Annotated in this window: 22 protein-coding genes and 2 tRNA genes; 8 read left to right on the top strand and 16 right to left on the bottom strand. The window is 71.6% G+C overall.

Translation table 11 applies throughout. The features are described 5' to 3' along the window. Positions 1–40: 40 nt before the first annotated feature. Positions 41–112 (bottom strand) — tRNA-Gln (locus JOF44_RS20155). 165 nt (positions 113–277) lie between these two features. Between JOF44_RS20155 and JOF44_RS20150 the strand changes: the two genes are divergently transcribed. The 3 genes from JOF44_RS20150 (at position 278) to JOF44_RS20140 (ending at position 3,759) form a co-directional block, all read left to right on the top strand. Then, complete coding sequence (locus JOF44_RS20150) at positions 278–925, top strand: TetR/AcrR family transcriptional regulator (protein ID WP_245349031.1); 648 nt, start codon at positions 278–280, stop codon at positions 923–925. A 188-nt stretch (positions 926–1,113) separates the two neighbouring features. Then, a complete protein-coding gene (locus tag JOF44_RS20145) occupies positions 1,114–1,653 on the top strand; it encodes a MarR family winged helix-turn-helix transcriptional regulator (protein WP_209895517.1) in 540 nt (179 codons plus the stop codon). A gap of 213 nt (positions 1,654–1,866) precedes the next feature. Next, entirely contained in the window at positions 1,867–3,759 is a 1,893-nt protein-coding gene (locus JOF44_RS20140; RefSeq protein ID WP_209895515.1) for an ABC-F family ATP-binding cassette domain-containing protein, read from the top strand. 43 nt (positions 3,760–3,802) lie between these two features. Here JOF44_RS20140 and JOF44_RS20135 read toward each other — a convergent pair whose 3' ends face one another. From JOF44_RS20135 to JOF44_RS20125, 3 genes are all read right to left on the bottom strand, one after another. Continuing rightward, positions 3,803–5,683, bottom strand: a complete 1,881-nt coding sequence (locus tag JOF44_RS20135; RefSeq protein ID WP_209895513.1) for an HNH endonuclease — start codon at positions 5,681–5,683, stop codon at positions 3,803–3,805. 367 nt (positions 5,684–6,050) lie between these two features. Continuing rightward, positions 6,051–6,920: a 16S rRNA (adenine(1518)-N(6)/adenine(1519)-N(6))-dimethyltransferase RsmA gene (gene rsmA, locus JOF44_RS20130; RefSeq protein ID WP_209896265.1), complete on the bottom strand. Its 870-nt coding sequence runs from the start codon at positions 6,918–6,920 to the stop codon at positions 6,051–6,053. A 134-nt stretch (positions 6,921–7,054) separates the two neighbouring features. Beyond that, the gene (locus JOF44_RS20125; protein ID WP_209895511.1) at positions 7,055–8,017 is read right to left on the bottom strand and encodes a TatD family hydrolase; all 963 of its coding nucleotides are present in this window, start codon (positions 8,015–8,017) and stop codon (positions 7,055–7,057) included. A 394-nt stretch (positions 8,018–8,411) separates the two neighbouring features. Between JOF44_RS20125 and rpmF the strand changes: the two genes are divergently transcribed. Further along, positions 8,412–8,582, top strand: coding sequence for a 50S ribosomal protein L32 (rpmF, locus tag JOF44_RS20120; RefSeq protein WP_209895509.1), 171 nt, complete (start codon positions 8,412–8,414; stop codon positions 8,580–8,582). A gap of 272 nt (positions 8,583–8,854) precedes the next feature. Here the strand turns inward: rpmF and rsmI are convergent, their stop codons facing one another. Beyond that, on the bottom strand, positions 8,855–9,697 hold the full coding sequence (rsmI, locus tag JOF44_RS20115) for a 16S rRNA (cytidine(1402)-2'-O)-methyltransferase (RefSeq protein WP_209895507.1): 843 nt from the start codon (positions 9,695–9,697) through the stop codon (positions 8,855–8,857). Positions 9,698–9,790: 93 nt separating this feature from the next. Between rsmI and JOF44_RS20110 the strand changes: the two genes are divergently transcribed. Beyond that, positions 9,791–11,392, top strand: a complete 1,602-nt coding sequence (locus tag JOF44_RS20110; protein WP_342591872.1) for a dolichyl-phosphate-mannose--protein mannosyltransferase — start codon at positions 9,791–9,793, stop codon at positions 11,390–11,392. Between the two features lie 55 nt (positions 11,393–11,447). Next, a complete protein-coding gene (gene malQ / locus JOF44_RS20105) occupies positions 11,448–13,571 on the top strand; it encodes a 4-alpha-glucanotransferase (protein ID WP_209895505.1) in 2,124 nt (707 codons plus the stop codon). On the opposite strand, the gene JOF44_RS20100 is transcribed toward malQ, so the two are convergent. From JOF44_RS20100 to JOF44_RS20085, 4 genes are all read right to left on the bottom strand, one after another. Further along, a complete protein-coding gene (locus tag JOF44_RS20100) occupies positions 13,558–14,031 on the bottom strand; it encodes an S-ribosylhomocysteine lyase (RefSeq protein WP_209895504.1) in 474 nt (157 codons plus the stop codon). The two genes, malQ and JOF44_RS20100, sit on opposite strands and share 14 nt — an antisense overlap. 93 nt (positions 14,032–14,124) lie before the next feature. Continuing rightward, a complete protein-coding gene (locus JOF44_RS20095) occupies positions 14,125–14,670 on the bottom strand; it encodes a LysR substrate-binding domain-containing protein (RefSeq protein ID WP_209895501.1) in 546 nt (181 codons plus the stop codon). A gap of 44 nt (positions 14,671–14,714) precedes the next feature. Further along, positions 14,715–15,533, bottom strand: a complete 819-nt coding sequence (locus tag JOF44_RS20090; protein ID WP_209895499.1) for a hypothetical protein — start codon at positions 15,531–15,533, stop codon at positions 14,715–14,717. A gap of 133 nt (positions 15,534–15,666) precedes the next feature. Beyond that, positions 15,667–16,719 carry a WXG100 family type VII secretion target gene (locus tag JOF44_RS20085; protein WP_209895497.1) on the bottom strand — a complete coding sequence of 351 codons (1,053 nt, stop codon included), beginning with the start codon at positions 16,717–16,719 and terminating at the stop codon, positions 15,667–15,669. A 194-nt stretch (positions 16,720–16,913) separates the two neighbouring features. On the opposite strand from JOF44_RS20085, the gene JOF44_RS20080 reads away from it, so the two are divergent. Further along, positions 16,914–17,321, top strand: a complete 408-nt coding sequence (locus JOF44_RS20080) for a hypothetical protein (protein WP_209895496.1) — start codon at positions 16,914–16,916, stop codon at positions 17,319–17,321. Between the two features lie 57 nt (positions 17,322–17,378). Here JOF44_RS20080 and JOF44_RS20075 read toward each other — a convergent pair whose 3' ends face one another. After that, a complete protein-coding gene (locus JOF44_RS20075; RefSeq protein WP_209895494.1) occupies positions 17,379–18,350 on the bottom strand; it encodes an alpha/beta fold hydrolase in 972 nt (323 codons plus the stop codon). Between the two features lie 229 nt (positions 18,351–18,579). Between JOF44_RS20075 and JOF44_RS20070 the strand changes: the two genes are divergently transcribed. Next, positions 18,580–18,792 (top strand): hypothetical protein, encoded by a 213-nt coding sequence (locus tag JOF44_RS20070; protein WP_209895492.1) that lies wholly within the window; start codon positions 18,580–18,582, stop codon positions 18,790–18,792. 48 nt (positions 18,793–18,840) lie between these two features. On the opposite strand, the gene JOF44_RS20065 is transcribed toward JOF44_RS20070, so the two are convergent. The 6 genes from JOF44_RS20065 to JOF44_RS20040 all read right to left on the bottom strand — a co-directional run bounded on the left by JOF44_RS20065 (position 18,841) and on the right by JOF44_RS20040 (position 24,780). Next, positions 18,841–20,016, bottom strand: a complete 1,176-nt coding sequence (locus tag JOF44_RS20065; protein WP_209895490.1) for a Mur ligase family protein — start codon at positions 20,014–20,016, stop codon at positions 18,841–18,843. Between the two features lie 127 nt (positions 20,017–20,143). Continuing rightward, positions 20,144–20,216: transfer RNA gene (locus JOF44_RS20060), tRNA-Ala, on the bottom strand. Positions 20,217–20,292: 76 nt separating this feature from the next. Continuing rightward, a complete protein-coding gene (locus JOF44_RS20055; RefSeq protein WP_209895488.1) occupies positions 20,293–21,180 on the bottom strand; it encodes an inositol monophosphatase family protein in 888 nt (295 codons plus the stop codon). Positions 21,181–21,242: 62 nt separating this feature from the next. Next, complete coding sequence (locus JOF44_RS20050; RefSeq protein ID WP_209895486.1) at positions 21,243–22,556, bottom strand: D-arabinono-1,4-lactone oxidase; 1,314 nt, start codon at positions 22,554–22,556, stop codon at positions 21,243–21,245. A gap of 132 nt (positions 22,557–22,688) precedes the next feature. Next, a complete protein-coding gene (locus JOF44_RS20045) occupies positions 22,689–23,894 on the bottom strand; it encodes an alanine racemase (protein WP_209895484.1) in 1,206 nt (401 codons plus the stop codon). A gap of 1 nt (position 23,895) precedes the next feature. Beyond that, complete coding sequence (locus JOF44_RS20040) at positions 23,896–24,780, bottom strand: hypothetical protein (RefSeq protein WP_209895482.1); 885 nt, start codon at positions 24,778–24,780, stop codon at positions 23,896–23,898. Positions 24,781–24,810 lie beyond the last annotated feature (30 nt).

Raw genomic sequence — 24,810 nt, 5'->3', positions numbered from 1 at the left:
ACGGGTGTGGTGCGGCGACACCGCCCCAGGGCGGTGAGCGTTCCGCCATCAGGACTCGAACCTGAAACTTCAGAACCAAAATCTGAGGTGTTGCCGATTACACCATGGCGGACCGCGCCTCCGGCACCCTCGACCGACCGGCGTCGACGACCGAGGGGTCGGCGGCAGGGGCGAAGGCATCGAGCGCACCCGAATCCTAACGTCCGCGTCCTGGCTCCCGGACCGGATCAGCGCGGAGGCCGGGTGGTGCCGGCCACGCCTGTGGGAGACTCGCGCCATGGCGGACAGCGGAGGCCCTCGCGGCCGATCGACCCGGATGACGGGACGGGAACGACGCGAGCAGCTCGTGATGGTCGGGCGGCAGGTCTTCGCCGAGAGGGGCTTCGACATGGCCAGCGTCGAGGAGATCGCCGCCCGGGCGACGGTCTCCAAGCCGATCGTCTACGAGCACTTCGGGGGCAAGGAGGGGCTGTACGCGGTCGTCGTCGACCGCGAGGTCTCCACCCTGCTGGCCGCGCTCGGGCACGCCCTGCGCGATCAGCGCACCCATCCGCGCCTGCTCATGGAGCGGGCCGCGACCGCATTCCTGGCCTACATCGACGAGAACGAGGACGGATTCCGGATCCTGGTGCGGGACTCCCCCGTCAGCCAGACCGGCGGCACCTTCTCGTCCTTGCTGACCGACGTCGCCCAGCGGGTCGAGGAGATCCTCGCCGCCCAGCTGCGGCTGTACTCCTACCCCACCCAGGACGCGACGATGTACGCGCAGATGCTGGTGGGGATGGTCGCGTACACGGGCCAATGGTGGTTGGAGACCCGCCAGCCCGCGAAGGAGATCGTCGCCGCGCGCATGGTGAACCTGTCCTGGTACGGGCTGGGGGCGCTGCAGAAGGAGCCGTCGCTGCGCGCCGACTCCCGGGGCTGAGCGCTCCCGGCGGTGTCAGCCGGGGTCGCGCACGCCCCTCCGCGTCAGCCGGCGCCACCCGCCCGCCGGCATCAGCCGGCGCCACGCGCCCGATGGCGGCCACCGAGGCAGCGCGCTCGACGGTGTCACGGACCACGCACGAGCGACCCACCCTCCCTCTCGGACCGAGCGCGCCCTAGACTCAGCGCATGCCCACCACCACGCCTGATGACGCCGCCGCGCCGCGCCTCGACGAGGTCGACCGCATCATCGAGGGCTGGGAACGGGCTCGCGGCGACCTGGACACCGATCCGCTGGCCGTCTTCTCCCGCATCTCCCGCCTGGCGCGCTTCCTGGAGACCGCCCGCCGCGATTCCTTCACGGCCGCCGGCCTCGAGGGCTGGGAGTTCGACATGCTCTCGGCGCTGCGCCGCAGCGGTGACGACGCCCTCTCCCCCGGTGCCCTGATGCAGCAGACGCTCGTCACCAGCGGCACCATGACCACGCGCATCGACAAGCTGGTGGCGCGCGGTCTGGTCAGCAAGAACCGCAGTCCCCGGGACGGGCGCGCCGTCGAGGTCCGCCTGCAGTCGGAGGGTGTTCGCCGCGTCGACGACGCCATGGAGAGCCTGCTCGCAGCAGAGCGCGACCTGCTGCGACCGCTGGACGCCGATGGCCGCACGGCGCTCGCCGATACCCTCCGCTCGCTGCTGCTGACCTTCGAGATGGACGACCCCGTGCAGGGCTGATCGCGTGGACCGCCCGCCGCGGCGCATCCCGCTCCCACAACCACCCCTGCCGCGCTCCCCACTCCGGCCGCGCTGCCCATCCCCGGCCACACTGCCCACCCCGTCGGACGCCCACCCCGTCGCGCGCACACCTCATCACGCGACCATCTGAACTTGCGACCATCTGATCTGGCGCACATCTCGCCGCCACTGCTTCGTGAAGGACACCTCTGAATGGCCCATCTGCTCGGTACCCAGTCCCTGCACGTCTCCCTGCCCGACCGCGTCCTGCTCGAGGACGTCACCCTCGGGATCGACGAGGGCGACCGCATCGGAGTGGTCGGACGCAACGGCGACGGCAAGTCGACGCTGCTGCGTCTGCTCGCCCGGCTCCAGGACCCGGATTCGGGCCGGGTCACCGTGCGCGGCGGGGTCCACGTCGGTGTCCTGGGCCAGCAGGACGAGGCCACCGAGGACACGACGATCCGCCAGCGCGTGGTGGGTGAACGCCCCGAGTACGAATGGGCCTCCGATCCGCGGATCCGGGACGTCCTGGCCGGGCTGCTCCAGGAGTTGGATCTGGAGACGCCCCTGGCGGACCTCTCCGGTGGTCAGCTGCGCCGGGTGCACCTGGCGGAGCTGCTGGTCGGCGACTGGGACGTGCTGCTGCTGGACGAGCCCACCAACCATCTCGACGTGGAGGGCATCGCCTGGCTCGCCGAGCACCTGCGTCGGCGCTGGACGCCGAAGGACGGCGGACTCGTGGTGGTCACCCACGACCGCTGGTTCCTCGACGCGGTCTGCACCCGGATGTGGGAGGTGCACGACGGGGTGGTCGACCCCTTCGAGGGCGGGTACGCCGCCTACGTCCTGCAGCGCGTGGAGCGCGACCGTCAGGCCGCCGCCGTGGAGGCGAAGCGGCAGAACCTGATGCGCAAGGAGCTCGCCTGGCTGCGTCGTGGTGCCCCGGCCCGCACCTCGAAGCCGAAGTTCCGCATCGACGCCGCGAACGAGCTGATCGACGACGAACCGCCGGTGCGCGACACCGTCGAGCTGACCCAGCTCGCCACCTCGCGCCTGGGACGCGACGTGATCGACGTGCTCGATGTCGACGCGGGCTACGGGGACGTGCAGGTCCTGCACGACGTGACGCTGCACATCGGCGCGGCGGACCGCATCGGGGTGCTCGGGCCGAACGGCGCCGGCAAATCGACGCTGCTCGCGCTGATCACCGGGGACCTCGCGCCGCAGGCCGGGCGCGTCAAGCGAGGCAAGACGGTCACGGTGCGCCAGGTGTCGCAGCGGATCGAGGGATTGCAGGAGCATGTGAACTCGCGGGTCAGTGACGTGGTCGGCCGATACCGCAGCTCCTACCGCGCGGGCAAGGACGACGTCTCCCCCGGTCAGCTGCTGGAACGACTCGGTTTCACCACGGCACATCAGAAGGTGAAGGTCGGGGAGCTCTCCGGTGGTCAGCAGCGACGGTTGAACCTGCTGCTGACGCTGCTCGAGGAACCCAACATCCTGGTGCTCGACGAGCCGACGAACGACATGGACACCGACATGCTCGCGGCGATGGAGGACCTGCTGGACACCTGGCCGGGGCCGCTGATCGTGGTCTCCCACGATCGCTACCTGCTCGAGCGCGTCACGGACACCCAGTACGCGGTGCTCGACGGCACGGTGCGCCACGTTCCCGGGGGCGTGGAGCAGTACATCGAGCTGCGCAAGGCCGCCGAAACGTCTCCCGGAGCAGCAGCGGGTCGCGGCGCAGACGCTGGGAGCGCCGCCGCCCCGCCGCAGACTCGTGTCGCGGACTCTGCTCGCTCCCCAGAAGGGTCTGGGTCCTTTGCAGCACCCGAGACCGATGGGACCGGCGGCGGACAATCGGCCGCCTCGGCCCTCTCCGGAGCTGAGGCGCGCTCCGCTCAGAAGGAGCTCAGCTCCGTGGAGCGGCGGATGGAGAAGCTGTCCCAGCAGACCGGGACGCTGCACGAGAAGCTTGCGGCGCATGATCAGTCCGATTACCAGGGGCTGCAGACCATCACTGCGGATCTGCGGGCGGTCGAGGCCGAGATCGAGGGGCTCGAGGAGCGCTGGTTGGAGCTGTCCGACCTGGTGGGCTGACGACGCTCAACCCCGCCGCACCACTCCCTCGCCCGTCCCTGGCTCAAGTCCACCGGGGCATGATGCCTCGCGTCCTGCCGTCCCCTGTCGCGTCCTGCATCCGGTCAGGTTGGTCGGGGTGGGTGTGGTTGGTGGTGAAGATGAGGTCGGGGGTGACGATGAGGTCGGTGCGGCCGGTGTGCTGGTAGCGGCGGTATCCGGGCCATCCGTCTGCGGCGAGGTGGGGGCTGGTGGTCGTGGTCGTGGATCGTCCGACGCGGTCCAGGGCCTTCTCCAGCGTGGCCGTGGTCCCGGTCCTGGCTGGGACCGGCCCGTGCATACCCTCGATCACCCAGGCAGTCCACCGCGTCCGCACGGTAGTGGCGGGGTCGCAGGGGTCGGCGGGGTCGGCGGGGGTGGGGCGTCGGGCCAGGCGGTGGCGGGCGGTACCGACCGGGTCGAAGCTGTGTCCCGCCCGGCGGGCTTTCTGCCCGTATCTCGTCGTCCACTCCACACTGGCCCGCCGGCCGTGCGCGTCGGTGATCACCCGGGCGGTGACGCCGGCTTCTTCCTTCTGGTTGTCTCCCGCGCACAGGCTGTTGCCGTTGTCCCGCGACGTCGCCCCACCGCGGGCGTGCGGGGTGATGTGGTCGATCTGCCGGATCGGCGCGTCACAGTACGGTGCCCGGCAGGTCAGGTGGGACCACCGCAGAAACCGTGACAGGGCGGGCGGGAACGCGCGGGAGCGGGACTGGACCGCGACCAGCTGCCCATCCTCGGGATCGATATACAGGTTCCGCAGCGCCAGCTTCACCCCCGGACCGTTCGCCGCGGTGATGGCCTGCAGCATCTCCTCTCGCACGTGCTCGTACGGCACCGAGCCGACGCCCTCGATCACTGCCGCATCAGCGTGGGCGGGGGCCAGCAGCGACCGGTCGGTGATGATCACCCCGATCTCCATCGTCGTCACCCCGACGCTCCCGGGCCCCTCGCGTGCGCCACGGTCCAGCAGCACATCGACGAACTGGTCGGCCATGATCTGCTGGTGACCGCGCCGGTCCCCACCGACTCGGGCTTTCTCCGCCCCCAGCGCCAGTCGTTTGCGGATCCGGGCCGCGTCCATCGCGCTGACCCGCGCGGTCAGGGTGGACATCCCGTCCTCTCCGCGACGCATCGTGACCCCACGCTGCTGACGAGCGCGCAGGTGCCGGCCCGCCGCCCCGTCGGGGTCCAGGGCGTGCAGGACCTTCTCGGTCTCGCTGCCCCATTCCTCGACCCCGCACCCCTCCAGATCGGTCAGACGCTCGGTGAGGACCTCATCGACCTCGCTGCGCAGTGCCGGGCTGGCCGAGGCGAGGACCTTTCCCACCCGGTGCGCGGCTGCCGGCGAGGCCTGTCCCCGTGACAGGGCCGCGACCATTCCCGGCATCGAGGCGACCAGGCGTCGGGAGCTGGACATCGTCTGTCCCGCCGCGGCCGGGGAGGCCTTCAACGCGAATGATGCCTCCGACCGTGCGGTCTTCACCGCTGCCCGGCCCCTCTCGCCCCGCGCCAGCGCGTCGTCCTTCGCCGCTGTCTCCAGATGCACCAGTGCCCGGGCCTGGACCGCTGCCATCGCCGAGGACAGTTCCCGCAGTCCCGTCAGAACCCGGATCGTCTCGACCCCCGACAGTCCCTCCAGAGAGGAAGACCCCCGCGCACCCAGCTCCGCGAGCACCCCGATCACCGCAGACAGCTCCACACCCCCGACCACGACCCCGCCGTCACCGGCCGCGACCTCCACCCCGCGACCACCCGTCGACGACCCAGCAGAGCCATCCGTCGAGGATCCAGCGGGGCCATCCGTCGAGGATCCGGCGGGACCGCCGGTGGAGGGCGCAGCGGGACCACCGGTGGAGCCATCGCCTGCTCCCGCGGTCTCCGCACCCTCGAACTCGTCATCCATGCCATCCAGTATCGCATGCCTGTTCGACTTACTGAAGAGTCACGACGGAATTCTTCGAAGATCGTCGCAGAATGTGGATAACCACCCTCTGGGGAGGAAGGCCAAAGAGAGGAACGTGTGACTCGAGGACGCTCACCCGCACGGAACTACCGGATCTTCTGTGCAGGTCACGATCGCTTCCGCCGTCACCCTGGGTCTGCTTCTCTGCCCACAGAGCAGCACTCTGCCACCCTTGTCAAGACAGCCTTAATAAATGTGGACAAACAAGGATTGTGGAGGATGCACAATCACTCCCGAACCACGAAGAAACAGCCCCGAACGACCGACGCGGAGGGCGGCTCCGTCACGCGTTTCCCCACGCCCGTCGTCAGGTGGTCGCGCTGCTCACCCGGGCGATCGCGCGGAACTGCTCGATCTCCAGCGTCTCCCCCCGTGCGCTCGGATCGATGGCGGCGGCGCGCAGGATCTCCTCGGAGCGGGTCGGGCTCCCCGCCCACGTCGCGAGGGCGGCGCGCAGGGTCTTGCGGCGCTGGGCGAAAGCGGCGTCGACCACGGCGAACACCTGCTCGCGCTCCGCCGCGGTGCCCAGCGGCTCGTCGTAGCGCACCAGCTCGACCAGCGCGGAGTCGACGTTGGGGACCGGCCAGAAGATCTGCCGGGAGATGCGTCCCGCATGCACGGCGCGGCCATACCAGGCGGCCTTGACGCTGGGGCCGCCATAGGTGCGCGACCCCGGTCCTGCGGTGAGACGGTCGACGACCTCGGACTGCACCATGACCAGCGCAGAGCGGATGGACTCGAAGCGCTCCAGCATCGTCAGCAGGATGGGGGTGGCCACGTTGTAGGGCAGATTCGCGACCAGGACGGTCGGCGCTCCGGCCCGGGGCAGGTCGGGGAGCTCTTCGACGCGCAGAGCATCATCGTGCACCAGGCGGAAGCGGTCCTCACCGATCCCCCGGGCCCGCAGCGTCTGCGGCAGCAGCTCGGCGAGACCTCGGTCCAGCTCGACCGCCACGACGTCGGCCCCGGCGTCGAGCAGCCCGAGGGTGAGGGAGCCGAGTCCCGGCCCCACCTCGAGCGCGGCCTGGCCCGGCTCGATGCCGGCGCGGCCGACGATGGTGCGCACGGTGTTGGGATCCATCACGAAGTTCTGGCCGCGCTGCTTCGAGGGGTGGATTCCCGCTGTCTCCGCGAGCTCGCGGATGTCCCGGGCGGTCAGCAGCGGGTCTGCGGTCATCGGCTCCGCGCCCTCCGCTGCCGGCTCCGCGCTCCCGGCCGACGGGTCCTGGCCGGCCCGCGACGACTCTCCGCCCGCGCCCGACGGAGTCTCGCCCTCGTCGGCCCCTCGCGCGCCGCGCGCCGTCCGGCTGCTCATGCCCGGACCGTTTCCGGCCAGCCGTAGACCTGTTCGGTGGTGGCGCGGACCACGCGACAGGCCTCCTCCAACGAGGTATCGGTGACCTCGGCGATGGTCGCCATGGTCAGCGGGATCAGGTACGACGAGTTCGGCCGACCCCGGTAGGGCACGGGCGTGAGGAACGGGGCGTCGGTCTCGACCATCACGCGCCCCAGGCCCACCTCGGTGAGCGCAGCGCGCAGGTCGGCGGCGTTCTTGAACGTCACGGTGCCGGCGAAGGAGAGGAACCAGCCGCGATCCACGCAGGTGCGCGCGAACTCGGCATCCCCGGAGAAGCAGTGGAACACGGTGCGCTCGGGCGCCCCGTCGGCCTCCAGCACCTCGAGCACATCACGGTGGGCGTCACGGTCGTGGATCTGCAGCGGCAGATCGAGCTCCTTGGCGAGGGCGATGTGCGCGCGGAACGACTCGATCTGCGCGGCGCGAGCCTGCTCGTCCGTGCGGGACGTGCGGAACCAGTCGAGCCCGGTCTCGCCCACCACGACCATGCCGGGACCCCGCAGCAGCTCCGAGACCTCGGCGATCGCGGCGCCGAGTCCGATCAGCGCCGCGCCGTCATGATCGGTGCCGCGGGCGTGCAGCGCCGCCTCGTTGGGGTGGACGGCGACGCCGCCGCGCAACGATGGCGGGCAGGCGTCGGAGGCCAGGAGTGCGGCGGTCCAGCGGACCGCCTCGAGATCGGAGCCGATGGTGATCTGCCCGTCGATGCCCGCCGCCGCCGCGTGGGCCACGTGGTCATCGATGCTGAGGGACCGCTCGCCATCGGCGAAGTCGAGGTGACAGTGGTTGTCGATCACCGGGAACGGCAGCGGATCGGGTGCCGGTGGCCAGGAGCGGTCGCGGGAGCGTCCGCGGGGGTCGATGTCCTCGCGGTTGCGCACCGGGGCGGGGGACTCTGTCTCATGCGATGACGGCATGCGACCATGGTAGAAGGCGCGGTGAGCTCATCGTCGCGTCCGGCCGACGTCGTGCCGATCCTGGTGCGGCCCGGTCAGATTCCTGGCGCGGCCCCGGTCCAGCCCGGTCCAGCCGGTCCAGCCGGTCCAGCCGGTCCAGCCCGGCCCAGCCCGGTCCGATTCATGGTCCAGCCCGGTCCGGTTCCTGGCCCAGCCCCGGCGGCCGACGAGGCGGCGGTGGGATAGCTCACGAGGGCCCTGGGGCGCGAGACCGCGCCCCATGTGACAAGATGGGTCGTCGTTGCGCGTCCTATCGTGCACCCGAGCGCCCCGATTCCGCTGGACCGGGTTCGGGTCGCTGCTCGGGACGGATGCCAACGCCAGTTCATCCTCCGGACCGTCAAGGAGCGTCCTCATGGCAGTGCCCAAGTTCAAGATGTCCCGCGCTCGGACCCACGCCCGTCGCTCGCAGTGGAAGGCCAACAACCCCGGCCTCGTGCAGGTGACGGTCCAGGGCCGCACCGCCTCCGTCCCGCGTCGTCTGGCCAAGGCCTACCAGCGCGGTCTCCTCCAGATCGAGGACTGATCCCCACGGGCCCCGGGCCCGTGCAGTGATCCTCCGACGAAGCCTCCGGCACCTGGTGCCGGGGGCTTCGTCGCGTCCGGTCCGGGCACGGAGAAAGCGCCCCGGAGCGGGCACCGGGAGACGCCCCGGGCCGACTCTCCCCCATGACGCGCGCCGTCCTGCCCGCGTCGTCCCACCTCTCGTCGTCCCGCTCTCGTCGTCTCACCCGCGCCGTCCTGCCCGCGCCGTCCCACCTCTCGTCGTCTCACCCGCGTCGTCCTGCCCGCGTCGTCTCACCCGCGTCGTCGCAGCGCGAGATCATACAGCTCGCTCGCGCTCACCCCGGGATTGTCCTTGGCCAGCTCCTTCGCCACGGCCTTGAGTCGCTCCCCGGCCGCGGTCCGGGCCAGGATCTCCTCCACGAGGTCCTCGGCGCTCGCCGACACCGGCTCCGCCCCGGCCACCACGATCACGATCTCGCCCAGCACCTCGGTGGTCTCCGCCCAGTCGGCGAGCTCCGCGAGAGACCCGCGCACGACCTCCTCATAGGTCTTGGTCAGCTCCCGCGCGACGGCGGCCTCGCGCTGCGGCCCGAAGGCCTCGGCCATCGCGGCGAGGGTGGCGGCAGTGCGGCGCGGCGATTCGAAGAAGACCATCGTGCGCCGCTCGTCGGCGAGCGGCTCGAGCGCACCGGCCCGTCGGCCTTCGCGCCGCGGCGGGAATCCTTCGAAGGCGAACCGGTCCGGGGCGATCCCCGATGCTGCCAGTGCCGTGAGCACGGCGGAGGGCCCGGGGATCACGGTGGTCGGGTATCCCGCCTCGGTCGCAGCGCGCACCGCGCGGAATCCCGGATCGGAGACCACCGGCATCCCGGCGTCGGTGACGATCAGGACCCGTCGGCCCGCCGCGAGCGCCTCGAGCAGCACGTCGGTGCGCTCCGCCTCGTTGTGCTCGTGGTAGGAGATGATCCTGCCGGTGGTCCCGACCTCGAGGGCGGACACGAGCCGGGCGAGGCGCCGGGTGTCCTCCGCGGCGATGAGGTCGGCCTCCTCCAGCGCCCGCATCAGGCGCACCGAGGCGTCCAGCGGGTTGCCGATCGGCGTGGCGGCGAGGGTGAGGACTCCGGGCTCGAGCATCTGGCCATGCTAGCCACTGGCCGCCGCGCCCACCGCAGGCTCCGGTGCGGGCTCCTCCCCTGGCCTCGGAGGCCGATGTCCTAGCATGACCGGGTGCACACGGAGGAGGGGACGCATCACCGCGCCGATGTAAAGGACGAGCCCGGTGCTCTCGCCGCCTCGTATCGCCGCCGGTTGAAGACGTTCGACCTGCCGGTCTCCCGTATGGCCTGGGCCGGAGCAATGGCCCTGTTCGGCCTCGCCCTCGTGCTGCGGCTGTGGGGTCTGGGCACGATCGACGAGCTGATCTTCGACGAGACCTACTACGTCAAGGACGGCTACACCCTCACCCAGCAGGGCGTGGAGATGGACTGGCCGGACGACCACGATGGCGTCTTCGAGTCCGGCCGCGTCGATACCTACGAGGACTCCGGCTCCTACGTCGTCCATCCACCGCTGGGCAAATGGCTGATCGGCCTGGGCATGATGCTGCTGGGGGCCGACAACCCCGTCGGATGGCGGATCTCCTCGGCCGTGCTCGGGGCCGCCGCCGTGCTGATGCTGACGTTCATCGCGCGCCGGCTGTTCCGCTCGACCACCGCCGGTCTCATCGCAGGGCTGCTGCTGGCGGTCGACGGTCTGGCCATCGTGCACTCGCGCACCAGTCTGCTCGACCCGTTCCTGATGGTCTTCGCCCTCGCCGGCTTCGGGGCGCTGCTGATCGACCGGGACCGCTTCCGGGAGCACCTGGCGCTCCAGGCCGCCCGGTTGCACACCAGGGCTGAGGTCGCCGCCCCGCTGGGGATCTCCGGCGGACTGAGACCGTGGCGGCTGGCGGCCGGGGTGCTGCTGGGGATGTCCTGCTCGGTGAAATGGTCGGGGCTGTACTTCCTGGCGGTCTTCGGGATCATGACGGTGCTGTGGGACTGGTGGGCCCGGCGCACCATCGCCCAGAAGAACTGGCTGCTCGGCGGGCTGGTGCGCGATGCGATCCCGGCGTTCTTCGCCATGGTGGGTACGGCGCTGGTGGTCTACCTCGCCTCGTGGGCCGGCTGGTTCGCCTCCGCGGTGGGATACGACCGGCACGCGGCGGAGCAGGAGGGCATCGGCACCGGGAACGGGGTGCTGGACTCGCTGCTGTCGCTGTGGCTGTACCACCGGCAGGCCTACGAGTTCCACATCGGACTGGACACCGAGCATCCCTACGAGGCGAATCCGCTGGGGTGGCCGCTGATGCTGCGGCCGACGAACTTCTTCTACCGCTCCTCCGAGTACGGGGAGGACGGCTGCCAGGTCGCCCAGTGCGCCTCGCACGTCCTCTCGGTCGGGAATCCCTTGATCTGGTGGCTGGGCACCATCGCGGTGCTGGTCACCCTGGTGATCGCCGTGCTCCGCTTCGATGGCCGGGCCTGGGCGGCGCTGGCGGGGATCGCGGCCGGCTACCTGCCGTGGCTGCTGTACATGGACCGCACCATCTTCACGTTCTACGCGATCGCCTTCGAGCCGTGGCTGATCATGTGCCTGGCCTACGTGCTGTCCCTGGTGATCGGCCCACCCGGGTCCGACGGGGAGAGACGCCTGGCCGGCGGATTGTTCGCGGGATCCCTGCTGGTGCTCATCGTCCTGGTCTCCGCGTTCTTCTGGCCGATCTGGAGCGGTCAGGTGATCGACCTCGAGCAGTGGAGGTACCGCATGTGGCTGCCGTCCTGGACATAGGAGGCTGCTGGGACACCCGCCGTCCCCCGGTGTGATCGCCGCTACGATGACCCGCATGGCTTCGGATTCCTCACCGCTGCGCGATCTCGCCCGCGACCTCGGCGTCAGCACTGACTATTGGGGCTGGGACGGCACCCGCAGGGCTGTCGCCGACGGCACCCTGCGCGCCGTCCTCGCGGCCCTCGGCGCGGAGGTCACGTCCGAGACGGACATCGCCCGGATCCGCGACGAGCACGAGCGCGTCCCGTGGCGGCGCACCCTGCCCCCGGTGACGGTCCTGCGCGAGGACCTCGGCACCACGGTCCCCGTCCACGTCGACCACGGCACGACGGTGACGGCGCGCCTGCTGCTGGAGGACGGCGGTCGGCGCGACCTCGAGCAGGTCGAGGACTTCACCCCGCCCTATGATCTGGACGGGCAGCTGCGCGGGCGCGCGAGGTTCCGTCTGCCCGCCGGGCTGCCGCTGGGCTGGCACCGGCTGGTCGCGGCGACATCGGCCGGACCGACCGAGGCGGACGTCGTCGTCACGCCTGCCCGGCTCACCGTCCAGGACGCCGTCGCCGCCCGGCCCGGCTTCGGGGTGCAGGCGCAGCTGTACTCGGTTCGCTCGCGGCGATCCTGGGGCATCGGCGATCTCGGGGACATGCGCGATCTGGCAGCGATCTCCGCCACCCGCCACGGCGCGGACTTCCTGCTGGTGAACCCGCTGCACGCGTCCTACCCGACCCCGCCGGTCGAGCCCTCTCCGTACCTGCCGGTGACGCGCCGCTTCACCAGCGTGCTCTACCTGCGCATCGAGGACGTCCCGGAGTACCGGGACCTCTCGGACGTCGCCCGGCAGAAGGTGCAGCGTCTCCGCGGCGGCGTCGAGGGATGGAACGCCCGGGCGGACCATCTCGAGCGCGACGAGGTGCTCGCGGCGAAGCTGGAGGCCCTCGAGGAGCTCTTCGCGGTGCCGCTGTCGGCGGGGCGGCACGCCCTGCTGGACGCCTATCACCGACGCGAGGGCCGGGGCCTGGAGGACTTCGCGCTGTGGTCCGCGATCGCGGAGCAGGTGCACGGCACCGCCGATGAAGCCGTCCTGGAGGATCTCGGGGACGCCGCCGTCCAGCGGGCTCGGGTCGATCTGGCCGAGCGGATCGAGTTCCACGTCTGGACGCAGTGGCTGCTGGATGAGCAGATGGGGGCCGCGCAGGTGGCCGCCCGCGAGGCCGGGATGCGCGTCGGCATCATGCACGATCTCGCGGTCGGCGTGGAGCAGATCGGGGCGGATTCCTGGCGCCTGCGCCATGTGCTCGCGCGGGGCGCCGGGGTCGGGGCACCGGCCGACCAGTACAACCAGCAGGGGCAGAACTGGCATCAGCCGCCGTGGCACCCCGAGCAGCTGCGCGAGGCCTCCTACCGGCCCTGGCGCGACATGCTGCGCACCCTCATGCGCCATGCGGGCGCCCTGCGCATCGATCACGTGCTGGGGCTGTTCCGCCTGTGGTGGATCCCCGAGGGTCATGAGGCGTCCGACGGCGCCTACGTCTCCTACGACCACGAGGCGATGATCGGCATCCTGGCGCTGGAGGCGCAGCGCTCCGGCACCGTGGTGGTCGGGGAGGATCTGGGCACCTTCGAGCCGTGGGTGCGCGACTACCTGGTCGATCGCGGGATCCTCGGCACCTCGATCCTGTGGTTCGAGCACGACGACGAGGGACGCCCGCTGCGCGCGGAGGACTACCGCGCGCTGTGCATGGCATCGGTGAACACGCACGACCTGCCGCCGACGGCCGGATACCTGGCCGGTGACCATGTCGCGCTGCGTCATGAGCTGGGCCTGCTGGAGCGTCCGCTGGAGCAGGAGCAGGCGGCCGATGCCGCCGGGCGCGAGCAGGTGCTCGACCTCTTGCGTGAGGAGGGGCTGCTGGAGTCCGGGGCGGACCTCGAGACCACGGTGATCGCCCTGCATCGGCACTTGGCGTGCACGCCGTCGATGCTGCTGGGGGTCTCGCTCGTGGACTGCGTCGGCGAGCGCAGGATCCAGAATCAGCCGGGTACCGACGAGGAGTACCCGAACTGGCGCATCCCGCTGGCCGACGCCGACGGGCAGGTGATCGGCGTCGACGAGATCGCCGAGGACCCGCGCACCGCGCGCCTGCTGGCGGCGGTGCGCGAGGGACTCAGCGTGCGGTGACCTGACCCCACTGCTCGCGGGCGTCGAGGAAGGTGCGGGCGGCGTCCTGCGCGCCCTGCAGCGTGTGGTGGGCGCCCCACCCGCACTGGATCTCGTTGGCGGCGGGCACCTCGTCCGCCGCGAGCAGATCACGCAGCGTGGCTTCCAGGACGGGGGCGAACCCCTCCGGCGTGTGGTCGCCGACCAGCAGCACGTAGAAGCCGGTGCGGCATCCCATCGGGGAGACATCCAGGACGTCGCCGGTGTGGTTGCGCATGTGCTCGGCCATGAGGTGCTCGAGCGAGTGCACGGTCTCGGAGTCCAGATGCTCGGTGTTGGGCTGGGTGAAGCGCACGTCGAACTTGGTGAGCACGTCGCCGCCGGGGAGCTCCTTGCGGTCGGCGATGCGCAGGTAGGGGGCGGCGACGGTGCGATGGTCGAGGTTGAAGCTCTCGACGTTCATGCGGGGCTGCTCGGTCATGGGAACTCTCCTGTCGTCGTGATGCCGCGTCAGCGGCGGGAAGAACGATGCCGCGTCAGCGGCGGGAAGAACGGAAGGGATGGGGCTGCGGCCTCAGCGGCTGGATCGGGGCGTGCGGCCGCGGACGACGCCGACGAACTCCTGACGCAGGTCGTCGTCGGCGGCCCGGGGCCAGGCCAGGGCGATACGAGTGGGGTCGGCGTCCGTCAGGGGCCGATGGACCACGTCCTTGCGGTGGTGCAGGCGGGCCAGCGACATCGGGAGCCGGGTGAAGCCGACCCCGCTGGCAACGACCGCGACCCGTTGGGCGGCGTCGTCGGGCCCGTCGGCGGGGATCTCCGTCTCCTCGGCCAGGTCGGCCTCGGTCAGCTCGTCGTGCAGGCTCAGGACGCTCTCGGTGCCGACGACGATCATGGGCCGTTCCTCCCACAGGGGGATCAGGTGGAGATCCTCGGAGGGCAGTGGCATCCGGACGAAGCACATGTCGACGTCTTCACGGGTGAGCGCCTCGCGCTGGGTCGAGACCGGCACGGGCACGGTCTCCAGGAAGGCCGGACGGCGTCCGGCGCGCCAGCGGCGCACGAAACGGTCTGGTTCGACGCCCGGCACGAAGCCGACGCGCAGCACGGGGCGGGTCATGCCCCCAGCCTACGGGGCGGGTGCGCCGACGGTCCTGTCGGCGTTCACAGAGCGTCGGGCCGAGGCAGGGCGCCGTCCAACAGCTCCAGCAGGGTGCCCGCCCCGATCTCCCGCACGAGCGTCTGCTCGGCCTCGTCCTGCGGAGTGTCCATCACGAGCACGCCGTCGGAGGTCGCCATGATCGAGACCTGGGTGGTGACGTCCTCGTGCGCCGTGGTCAGGACGGTCAGGGCACGGGTGTCCTGCAGACGGGCGGCGAGCGGGTCGGTCGAGGACTCGATCCCGGCGACGGTGCCTTCGATGCTGCCGCCGTCGGCCGCGCCGGCGACCTCCGCCGCGTCCGCGTAGCGTGCGAGCCGCCCGGGAACGGCCTGGCGGGCGGGGACGCTGAAGTGGTGGAACCCGTCGGCGGTGATGAATTCCTCCAGCACGCCGCTCTGCGGGAACAGGTACACCATGAGCGAGGTCGTCTGATCGGCGACGCGGCGCGTGAGGTTCGCCAGGGCCAGCGGGGATGAGCGCAGTGTGAGCAGCCCGGCGAGGGTGCGATCCAGCTGCGCGGTGCGCCGCGCCGGGGATCCGTCCCCGAGGTCCTCCCCCTCGTTCTCCCGCCCGTCCTCCTCGAGCACGACGAGGCCGCGGGCGACCAGGGATCGCAGCGCCACGGCGGCGGCCGGATCGCGCTCGAGGCCCGCCGTGTCGAGGAACGGGGTGCCGGCGAGCTCCGTGGCCTCCGTGCCGGCCAGCGCGATCAGCTCCTCGTCGGTCAGGACCACGAGGACCTCCGGCTCAGAGGTGGCGGCGGCGAGGATCTCGTAGGCACCGGCGGCGTCGCGCTCGGTGCGCAGGGTCTGCTGGGTCATGTCCGTCATCCTAGGGTCGAGAGGGCTGGAGCACACCGGGGCGAGAGCTCCCCGGGTCCGTCGTCATCGGACCAGCCCGTGTTCAGAAGCCGACCGTGTTCAGAAGCCGACCGTGTTCAGAAGCCGGCCAGGTTCAGAAGCCGAAGGCGTCGCCGACCGCTCCGATGCCGTCGCTGACGGTGGAGCCGACGTCGCTGACGGTATCGGTGACCGCCTCGGAGGCATCTCCGACGGCGTCGCTCACGGCCCCGGCCGTGTCGCTGATCGCCCCGGTGGTGGCGTCCCAGGCATCACCCACCGTGCCGGTGATGTCGTCCCAGTTCTCATAGACGAGCTTGCCGACGTCCATGCCGATGGAGACGACGCCGAGGCCTGCGCCGATCGCTCCCACGATCGGGGCTGCCGGACCGGTCAGCGGGGCGATCGCGAGCAGGGTGCCGCCGGCCGCCCCGAGTCCGCCGCTCCAGCGGTCGTAGGCGTTGTCGGCGGTGAAGGCCTGGTGGAGTCCGAAGCCGATGTCGGCGAAGGGCACCGCCTTGCCGAGCAGCTTGCCGCCGGTCTTGAGGAACGGAGCGACCTCGTCGAGCTTGTTGAGGTACTTCCCCGGCTCGAACGTGCCCAGCGACGAGGGAATGCCCAGCTTGCCCAGTGCGCTCTCCGCGGCCGCCTGCCATCCCTTTCCGCCGTTGAACAGCTCATCGAGGTAGGAGGACTTCCACAGACCCTCCAGTCCGCGTTCGGCGAGCTGGGCGTACTCGTCGGCGGCCGACGGGATGCGCTTGAGGAAATCGAGCATCTTCGTCGAGTTCTTGAAGATGTCCTGCGCGTCCTTCGCCAGGTCGCCGAGGAAGGAGAGCGGGTTGAACCCCTCGTCCGAGCCCCCGCCGGAGCCCTCCCCCGCCCCGGAGCCGCCATCCGCCACGGACGCGGTGTCCTGCTGCTCGGCATGATCCTCGAGACCCCGGCCGCGGCGGGTGAGGTCCTCCCCGCTGCCGGCGAACAGCGGCGCCGTGACTCCGCTCCAGCTCTGCCGGAAGCTGTCGGCATCCTGGCCGTGCCAGATCGACTCGTCCATGACCAGCGGTTCAAGACTGTCGCGCAGCTCCACGAGACGCTGTGCCTTCGCCCGCATCGTGGTCGCGTGCTCCCGCAGCTGCTCGGGGTCCGCCCCGAAGAATCCGCTCATGCCCGCCCCATCGTCCTGGCCGCCTCTCCTGCGGGGGCGGCCGCTCGTCATCCGTATCGTCCTCGACCGTATATACGCTCGACGGATCCGCCCATGGGGACAAGTCCCCATCGCCTGCTGCCGGTCCCCGACCGGTGCGCCGCACGGGGTGCCACAGCTCTGCGTGCGGCGCACCGTGGCTCTACGATGGCGCGATGACCACGTCCCGCGCTTCCATGTCCTATGCCACCGCGCTGAACCGCAACGAGCTGTTCTCCTCGCCGGGACTGCGGCGCGACGTCCCCAAGGCGCTGGACCCGCAGGAAGAGGTCCTGCTCGCCGTGCCGGGGGTCGCCGGCGACTATCCCGACGTGATGATCGCGACCGTGCGTCGGCTGCTGGTGGCGAAGGTGACCGGCGGCTTCACGGGCGTGAAGATCAAGAAGGAGGCGCGCGCCGACCGGATCACCGGCATCACCTACCGGCCCGGGATCTTCTCGCGGGTGAAGATCCAGGTCCAGGGGGCTCGGGACATCGCGATGATGCCGAACCGGAAGGCCGACGCGGAACGCTTCGCCCAGGCGTTCGAGCACCTCCTGCGCACCGGTCACCTGCCCGACTGAGCGGTCGGCGGCACCGCAGCGCGAGCAGCCACCGGCGAGGGCGCCCCGGGCGGGGCGTTACGCGCGGGCACCGTCGCCCATTCCCGCCCGCACCCGCGAAGGGGAGGATCGCGGGCCGGCGGCGCGTCGCAGCACCTTGGCGAAGCGCTTGGGCCGGGAGAGGTTCGCGATGTGTCCGGCGTCGTGCAGCACCACCAGCTTCCCGTCCCGCGACGCCTCGAGGAACTGCGCCTCGTGGCGTCGGAACGGGTCGTGCTCGCCGTTGACGAAGGTGATCGGCACCTCGATCGAGGCGACGTCCGCGAGCAGGTCGAGGGCACCGATCGTGCGCACGACGGTGGGCACCACCCCGCGGGCACGGCCGCCGCCGTAGTAGCGTCTCGCGGCCTTGCGGGTATGGCGTCGGGCGAAGGCGCGTGCCACCCGGGAATCCGTGTCCCCCGGCATCCAGTCCTTCATGCTCATCCACAGCCCGTAGAGGCGAACCGAAGCGGGGCCGGGGACGATCGTGCAGTCCGCGGCGACCACCGCCGCGAGCCGCTGCGGGTTCTGCGCCGCCCAGTGCAGCGTCATGTAGCCGCCGAGGGAGAGGCCGACCAGCAGCGGCGGCTCCTCGCAGGCCGCGACGGCCTCGTCGATGGTCTCCAGGGCGCCGTGCAGAGAGAACGTCTCGCCTCGTCGGAGCCCGTGCCCGGGCAGATCCGGGGCGATCACCCGGTAGCCGTGCTCGCGCAGGCGACGGACCTGTCCCTGCCACATGGTGCGCGAGGAGCGGATGGCGTGGATCAGGACGATGCTCGTGGTCATCGCGCCCCTCCCCCGGTCGGTGGTTCCGCAGGGAGAGTACCCGGCGGGAGGCCGGCCGGCCACGCCGCGGTCCTCGGTCCTCGGTCCTCGGGGGCCCCGATGGCCCGTGAAGCGGTCCATCGAGGAGTAGACCCGCAGGACCCGGCCGGCGAGCAGGTCCCAGGCGCGGGTGGGCATGATGCCGCGCGCGGCCACGGAGACGACGTCGGTGGGTGCGGCCATGAGGACCCCCTTCGGTGTCCCGTCCGAGCGAGTTCTCGGATGATCGCACCGCAGCGCGCCATCATGCGGTGCCTTCGTGGCGGACCACGCCGTCACGAGAGGGAGCCGAATGCTGGACGTGACGGCCGACCCGGCACATGTCCAAGAATTCACCGCACACCCCTTGCACGCACGCGAGGAAGCACGTTGACTCTATGACGAAGGACACACACCGAAGCCAGGAGGCATCATGACGAACGGCGTGAATCCCGGATATGACCCGGATGGGGGCTACGATCCGGACGGCGGATGGAACCCGGACGGAGGGGGCGACCCCGACGGCGGCTGGAACCCCGACAGCGGAGGCGACCCCGACGGAGGCTGGAACCCCGACAGCGGAGGCGACCCCGACGGAGGCTGGAACCCCGACGGAGGATATGACCCCGACGGCGGGAAGATCTGAGCCGTTCCTGAGCTGCGCGGTGTCCACTCCCTGCGGGCACCGCGCAGATCATGTCTGCGGCATCGCTCGCCGGATGACCTCGCGGTCGTCGTGGGGCACTCGACGGGTCCCGATCAGCTGCTCCGTCTCGTCGCCCTTGCCGGCGACCAGCACGACGTCGCCTGGACGGGCTATCTCCAGCGCGGCGTGGATCGCGTCCTGTCGGCGCGGGATCTCCAGGCAGTCCGGGCATCCCGCACGCACATCGGAGCGGATGCGCCCCGGTGACTCGCGCCGGGGGTTGTCGTCGGTCAGGATCACGAGGTCGGCGAGCGAAGCGGCGATCGCCCCCATCTCGTTCCGCTTGGGACGGTCCCTCTCCCCGCCGGCCCCGAACACCACCAGCAGCCGTCCCGTCGTGCGTGCCCGCACCGTTCGCAGTGCGGTCCGCAGAGCGCCGGGATTGTGCGCGGTGTCGACCATCGCGGTGACGCCGCGGCTCCGCGCGATGACCTCGAGACGACCCGGCGGCGGGGTGGTCTCCTCGAGAGCCCGGGCCAGGATGTCCGGCGCAGACCCCGCGGTGAGGACGGCGGCCGCGGCCAGCAGCAGATTGGTGACGGCGATCGAGTGCACCGTCGGCAGCGTGACCTCGAAGACCTCCTCGTCGATCATGAGTCGTCCGCAGAGCCCTCCATCGACCTCCCGAGGGGCCGTGAACGCGAGGTCTCCGCCCTCCCCCACCGTGACCAGGCGCGCCCCGCGCCGCTGCACCGCAGCGCGCACCCGGTCACCCTGCGCGCAGTCCGTCGCCATCACGGCGACCCCGTCGGGCCGCAGGTGCGTGTCGAACAGGGACAGCTTGGCGCCCCAGTACGCCTCGATGCTGCCGTGGACGTCCAGGTGATCTCGTTCGAGACCCGTGCACACGGCGGTGTCGACCTCGACGCGCTCGAACAGTCCGTCGGCGAGGATGCCGACGAAGGCCTCGAGGGACATGGCCGTCGCACCGGCGCGAGCCTGGTACTCGATCATCTCGGGCAGAAAGTCCGGTGAACGCCGTGGACGCGCGATGTGCACGATGCCGTCGACGTCCGTGATGCCGGTCGAGTCGTAGCCCGCTGCGCGCCACCCGACGGCCCGCAACAGCTGCAGGGTGGCACTGGCGACGCTGGTCTTGCCATTGGTCCCGGTCACCGCCGAGACCAGCGGGCGACCTGCGGGCGCTGCGACGGGCTGGATCATGCGGCTCCCCGGGGTCGGCGGCCATCGTCTGGCCGGGCGTCCCTCCATCCCACCACATGGCACCGGACGCAGAAAGACCTGGGCCGCGCAACCGTTCGTGAACGGTAACGCGGCCCAGGTCATGCGGTGGAGCTACGGGGATTCGAACCCCGGACCTTCTCATTGCGAACGAGACGCGCTACCAACTGCGCCATAGCCCCATGTCGCGTGGCGACCCCGACAGATTAGCACCGGGCAGCGCCGGGTGACGAACTGACGAGGCCGCCTTGACGAGGATCACAGATCCGCGTCGCGGACCTCCTGGACCTGCTCGTGGAGCGCATCGAGCAGGTCGAGCCGCTCGGGTCCCGTGCAGGCGACGTAGGCGGGGTGGAGGTGAGCGGGCCGGTCGCTGCGGTCCCGTCCCGGCCAGCTGCGGATCGAGCCGCCCGCCTGCCGGACGAGATGGAAACCGGCGGCGATGTCCCAGGAGTTGATCGAGGCCAGTGCGGTGGCATCGGCCCAGCCGGCGGCGACGTAGGCGAGCTCCAGGGCCGCGGTGCCGAGGTGGCGGACGGCGGAGTGCTCCTGGTGGATCTCGACGTGGGCGCGGGCGGCGAGCTCGGGGAACTCGAGGGCGTCGCGCTGCCCGGGGAAGCCGGTCAGCAGCAGGGCATCGGCCGGGGCATTCGTCGAGCGCGGGCTGATCGGGACGCCGCCCAGCATCGCGGGCCCGTCGGCCGCGGAGAAGATCTGACCGAGGATCGGCGCGTCGATCACCCCGGCGACCAGCTCGTCATCGACCGCGACCCCGATCGAGATGCAGAACAGCGGCAGTCCGGCGGCGAAGTTGCTGGTGCCGTCGATGGGGTCGACGTAGAAGCTCACCACCGGGCCCTCCGCCTCGGCGGAGCCCTCCGCGGCCGGGCGCTCCCCGCCCTCCTCGCCGACGATGCGGCAGGTCGGCAGCAGGCGCCGCAGCTCGGAGACGATGATCTCCTCGCTCGCCCTGTCGTGCTCGGTGACGATGTCGTGGCTGGAGGTCTTGTACTCGCGACTGAGGTGGTCACGGTCCAGGGAGCGGATGTAGTCGGCCGCGGCGCCGGCCGCGGTGGTCGCGATCTCCAGCAGACGCGTCGGGCTGGGGACGGACGAGGGCGGGGTGCGGGGCGAGGAGCTGTTCATCGCCGACAGCCTAGGCCGCGGCGGACCCGGGTGCCGATCCCGCCGCAGGACGGACTCCCCCATCATCCCAGCAGATGGCGGAGATACGGGGTCATGAGCATCCCCTCGGGGTCGGCCGCCGCGCGCACCGCCCGGAAGTCCTCGAAGCGCGGATACAGCTCCCGAAGCTGTGGGGCCCCGAGCCAGTGCTGCTTGCCCCAGTGCGGACGAGCCGTGAAGGGGGCGAGGATGCGCTGGATCAGCAGCAGGTACGGCCCGGGGTCCTCCCGGTGGTAGCGGTGCGCCGCGAGGTAGACGGTGTCGCGGCCGTAGGCGGTGGACAGCCAGACGTCGTCGGGCGCGGCGCGGCGGATCTCGAGCGGGAAGGTGACGCGGACGTCCTCGGCCGTCAGCCGTGCCCGCAGCGCGGTGAACGCCTCCCCGAGACGTTCGGTGGGGATCGCCCATTCGGACTCGTGGAAGCGCACCCGGCGCGGCGCGGTGAACACCGCGGCGGAATCGTCCAGCACCCGCGGCCCGGCGAAGACCCGGGAAGCGAGCTCGGCGGCGGGCCGGCTGAGGGCCGGTGCGAGCGAGGCCCCACGGCACAGCAGCTCCCAGGCCCCGTTGCCGAGCACCTCCTGCTGGATCACCCCGGCCACGCGACCGGGGCCCCGGGCCGGGGTGTCCTGGGGGACCCGGCGCATGGTCCGCACGGTCGCCCGGTCGGTGCGCGGGAACCAGAACAGCTCGTGGTGGTCGGCGATCGCGGAGTCCGCGACGAAGCTGCCGAGCGCCTCGTCGAGGTCGACGGTGGCCTCCACGAGATCCAACCGGTACCGGGGCACGCAGGCGAGGGTGACCTCGAGGACGACGCCGACCGCGCCGAGCCCCAGACGGGCGGCCTGGAAGAGATCGGGGTCCCGGGTCGGTGAGGTGTCCACGACGGATCCGTCGGGCAGGGCGAGGCGGAGCCCGCGGACCATGCCCGCGAAGCCGGTGAAGCGCGCTCCGGTGCCGTGGGTGCCGGTCTGGATCGCCCCGGCGATGGACTGGTGGTCGATGTCCCCCATCACCGACAATGCGAGGCCGTGCGGGGCGAGCAGGTCGGCGATCTCCCACAACCGGGTGCCGCCTCGCAGCGTGACGAACCCGGAGTCGGCGTCGACCCGCACCAGACCCCGGTAGCCGTCGAGGCCGGCCATCACGCCGTCGGTCGCCACCAGCGCGGAGAAGGAGTGCCCGCCGCCGATCATCCGCAGGCCCGCCCCGGCCTCTCGGGCGGTGCGCATGGCCGCGAGGATCTCGTCCTCGCTGCGCGGAGCAAGGACCTGCTGCGGGCTCCAGCGGACCGTCCCGCTCCAGGTGCGGTGGGTCGGGCATGAGATCAGCACCATGGGTTCCTTCCGTTCCGGTCCGCGGGCTCGACCGCTGCGGTCCGATGGCTCGGCCGCCGTGGTCCGCCGGCCCGGACCCTCGCGAGCCGGCGAGCGGCATCTCCTCAGCGGCATCTCCTCAGCGGCATCTCCTCAGAGAAAGACTGCCCCCTCTCCACGGTAGGTGGGGGCGGCGGCGACCACCTCGTCGCCGGAGATCAGCACATATGCCGCCAGATGCTCCGCGGGCTCTCCCGCCTTCGCATGGCGCAGCCAGACGGTCTCCCCCACCCGCAGATCGTCGGCAGCGGCGCCCACGACCGGGGTCTGCACCTCGCCGGCCGCCTCCTGCGGGGCGTAGGCCAGGCCGGGCGGGTGCGCGATGGTGGGCAGACGGTCCTGACCGGGGACACCGCTGGCGATCCATCCGCCGCCCAGCAGCGTGGCGATCCCGGGGGCTGGTCGTCGGACCACGGAGAACCCCAGGTGCAGGGCGGGTCGGGGGTGGAAATCGCGGTAGTGGTCGAACAGCCCGGAGCCGACGAGTCCGGAGCCGGCGGCGATCTCGGTGACGACGGCCTCGGCGCCGGTGGACTCGATCGAGCCGGTGCCGCCGCCGTTGACGAACTCGAGGTCCGCCACCTCCCGGACCGCGGAGACCGCCTCGGCGCGGCGGGACGCGATGTCGGGTCGGGAGAGGGCCTTCATGGTTCGCACGGCGGCGCCGTAGGGGGTGCGGGCCGCGTCGGTGACCCCGGCGACGTGCCCCTCGTAGGCCATCAGGCCGACCAGCTCGAGGCCCGGGCGGCGGGCGATCTCCTCGGCCAGCTCGCGGGCCTGTGCGGGGGTGCGCACCGGGGAGCGGTGGGCGCCGAAGCGGATGCCGGGCAGCGGAGCATAGGAGACGTCGAGCTCGATCGCGACCCGGATCGGCCGCGTCCCGTCGCGCACGTCCGACGTCGCGTCCAGGAGCAGCTCGAGCTGGGCGACCTCGTCGACCATCAGGGTGATGGCGGCCGGCGCCGACGGGTCGCCCGCCAGTCGGCGCAGGGCGGCGCGGTCGGTGGTGGGATAGGCGACCACCAGGTCCTCGATCCCGCCGTCCGCGAGCCAGAGGGCCTCCGGCAGCGTGTAGGCGAGCACGCCGCGGCAGCCGGGATGCGCCAGCGCCCGGTCCAGCAGCGTGCGCACCCGCAGGGATTTCGAGGCGACCCGCAGCGGGGTGCCGTCGGCACGCCGGGCGAGCTCCGCGAGGTTCGCGTCGAAGGCGTCGAGATCGAGCACCGCCACCGGCCGCTCGGACCAGCCCTCGCGGGCCAGCGCCTGCTCGATCTCGGCCAGGCGTGCGGACCCGTCCATCTCAGGCGCGGCGGCGGGCGAGGATCTCGTCGAGCCGCAGGTCCTGCGCGGGAGCGTAGGTCTCGTCGGCCGCCTCGAGCTCCTCGACCCCCTCGCTCTCGAGCGGGACGGACGTGGCACGCATGCTCTCCCGGTGGGCGGCGTGCCGACTGGCGAGGTCGTCGACCTCGCCGCCCAGGGTGTAGGTGGGGCGTGGAACGGGTCGGGGCGTCCACTCCCCCGGCGCGGAGACCTGGTGGGCGGCGCGCTCCGCGGTGGTCTCCAGCGGTTCACGTCGGACGGACGTCTCGGCACGGGCGGGCGGGGTCGCCGGCTCCGCGACGGGGGCAGCGGTCCTCGCGGCATCTGCCCGACGGGCCGTCTCCCGCTCGGCACGCTCCTGGCGGGCCCGGGTGGCGGTGCGGGTGGTGCGGGCGCGGCGCTCGAGCTCGGCGCGGCGCAGGCCGACGAGGTACACGGCGAGGCCGGCGACCGCGATCAGCGGCACCCACCAGGCGATGGCCTGCGCGAGGGCGAGACCGATCAGGCCGACGGTGCCCACGGCCAGCAGGGCGAGCACGGTCCGCATCGCCCGCCGCGAGCGCGCCCTCTCCTCGAGGACGTCGATGCGAGTGCCGGGGACGGCGTCGAAGCGGGGGCGGCTGGTGGGATCGGCGGGTCGCAGGAGCAGGCGGTCCTGGGGCATGGCGGCATTCACCTCACGGGAGGAGCGGCGGGTGTGGACGGCCTCGGACAGGTCCCGGGCCTCCGCGGTCATCTCGGTGAGCTCGGCGGCGCGGGCACGGCCCATGACGTCGCGCCGGCGCGCGGTGCGCGGCAGGGCGTAGGCCACCCACAGCAGCAGCAGAAGGCCGAAGAGGACGGCTCCGAGATTGATCGACTCCACACCGCTACAGTAATGACAACGATGTGATTT

The organism is Brachybacterium fresconis (assembly GCF_017876515.1).
In the GTDB taxonomy this organism is placed as follows: domain Bacteria; phylum Actinomycetota; class Actinomycetes; order Actinomycetales; family Dermabacteraceae; genus Brachybacterium; species Brachybacterium fresconis.
The sequence above is the reverse complement of the archived record's forward strand: the minus strand, read 5'-3'. Positions and strand labels throughout refer to the sequence as shown.

Excerpts from the sequence above, each read along its gene's own strand:
- rpmF (WP_209895509.1), top strand. The coding sequence starts at position 8,412 with ATGGCAGTGCCCAAGTTCAAGATGTCCCGCGCTCGGACCCACGCCCGT.
- JOF44_RS20140 (WP_209895515.1), top strand. The coding sequence starts at position 1,867 with ATGGCCCATCTGCTCGGTACCCAGTCCCTGCACGTCTCCCTGCCCGAC.
- JOF44_RS20065 (WP_209895490.1), bottom strand. The coding sequence starts at position 20,016 with ATGATCCAGCCCGTCGCAGCGCCCGCAGGTCGCCCGCTGGTCTCGGCG.
- JOF44_RS20125 (WP_209895511.1), bottom strand. The coding sequence starts at position 8,017 with ATGCCGTCATCGCATGAGACAGAGTCCCCCGCCCCGGTGCGCAACCGC.
- JOF44_RS20135 (WP_209895513.1), bottom strand. The coding sequence starts at position 5,683 with ATGGATGACGAGTTCGAGGGTGCGGAGACCGCGGGAGCAGGCGATGGC.
- JOF44_RS20095 (WP_209895501.1), bottom strand. The coding sequence starts at position 14,670 with ATGACCCGCCCCGTGCTGCGCGTCGGCTTCGTGCCGGGCGTCGAACCA.
- malQ (WP_209895505.1), top strand. The coding sequence starts at position 11,448 with ATGGCTTCGGATTCCTCACCGCTGCGCGATCTCGCCCGCGACCTCGGC.
- rsmI (WP_209895507.1), bottom strand. The coding sequence starts at position 9,697 with ATGCTCGAGCCCGGAGTCCTCACCCTCGCCGCCACGCCGATCGGCAAC.
- JOF44_RS20055 (WP_209895488.1), bottom strand. The coding sequence starts at position 21,180 with ATGAACAGCTCCTCGCCCCGCACCCCGCCCTCGTCCGTCCCCAGCCCG.
- JOF44_RS20085 (WP_209895497.1), bottom strand. The coding sequence starts at position 16,719 with ATGAGCGGATTCTTCGGGGCGGACCCCGAGCAGCTGCGGGAGCACGCG.
- JOF44_RS20090 (WP_209895499.1), bottom strand. The coding sequence starts at position 15,533 with ATGACCCAGCAGACCCTGCGCACCGAGCGCGACGCCGCCGGTGCCTAC.
- JOF44_RS20045 (WP_209895484.1), bottom strand. The coding sequence starts at position 23,894 with ATGGACGGGTCCGCACGCCTGGCCGAGATCGAGCAGGCGCTGGCCCGC.
- JOF44_RS20145 (WP_209895517.1), top strand. The coding sequence starts at position 1,114 with ATGCCCACCACCACGCCTGATGACGCCGCCGCGCCGCGCCTCGACGAG.
- JOF44_RS20070 (WP_209895492.1), top strand. The coding sequence starts at position 18,580 with ATGACGAACGGCGTGAATCCCGGATATGACCCGGATGGGGGCTACGAT.
- rsmA (WP_209896265.1), bottom strand. The coding sequence starts at position 6,920 with ATGACCGCAGACCCGCTGCTGACCGCCCGGGACATCCGCGAGCTCGCG.
- JOF44_RS20050 (WP_209895486.1), bottom strand. The coding sequence starts at position 22,556 with ATGGTGCTGATCTCATGCCCGACCCACCGCACCTGGAGCGGGACGGTC.
- JOF44_RS20150 (WP_245349031.1), top strand. The coding sequence starts at position 278 with ATGGCGGACAGCGGAGGCCCTCGCGGCCGATCGACCCGGATGACGGGA.
- JOF44_RS20080 (WP_209895496.1), top strand. The coding sequence starts at position 16,914 with ATGACCACGTCCCGCGCTTCCATGTCCTATGCCACCGCGCTGAACCGC.
- JOF44_RS20100 (WP_209895504.1), bottom strand. The coding sequence starts at position 14,031 with ATGACCGAGCAGCCCCGCATGAACGTCGAGAGCTTCAACCTCGACCAT.
- JOF44_RS20075 (WP_209895494.1), bottom strand. The coding sequence starts at position 18,350 with ATGGCCGCACCCACCGACGTCGTCTCCGTGGCCGCGCGCGGCATCATG.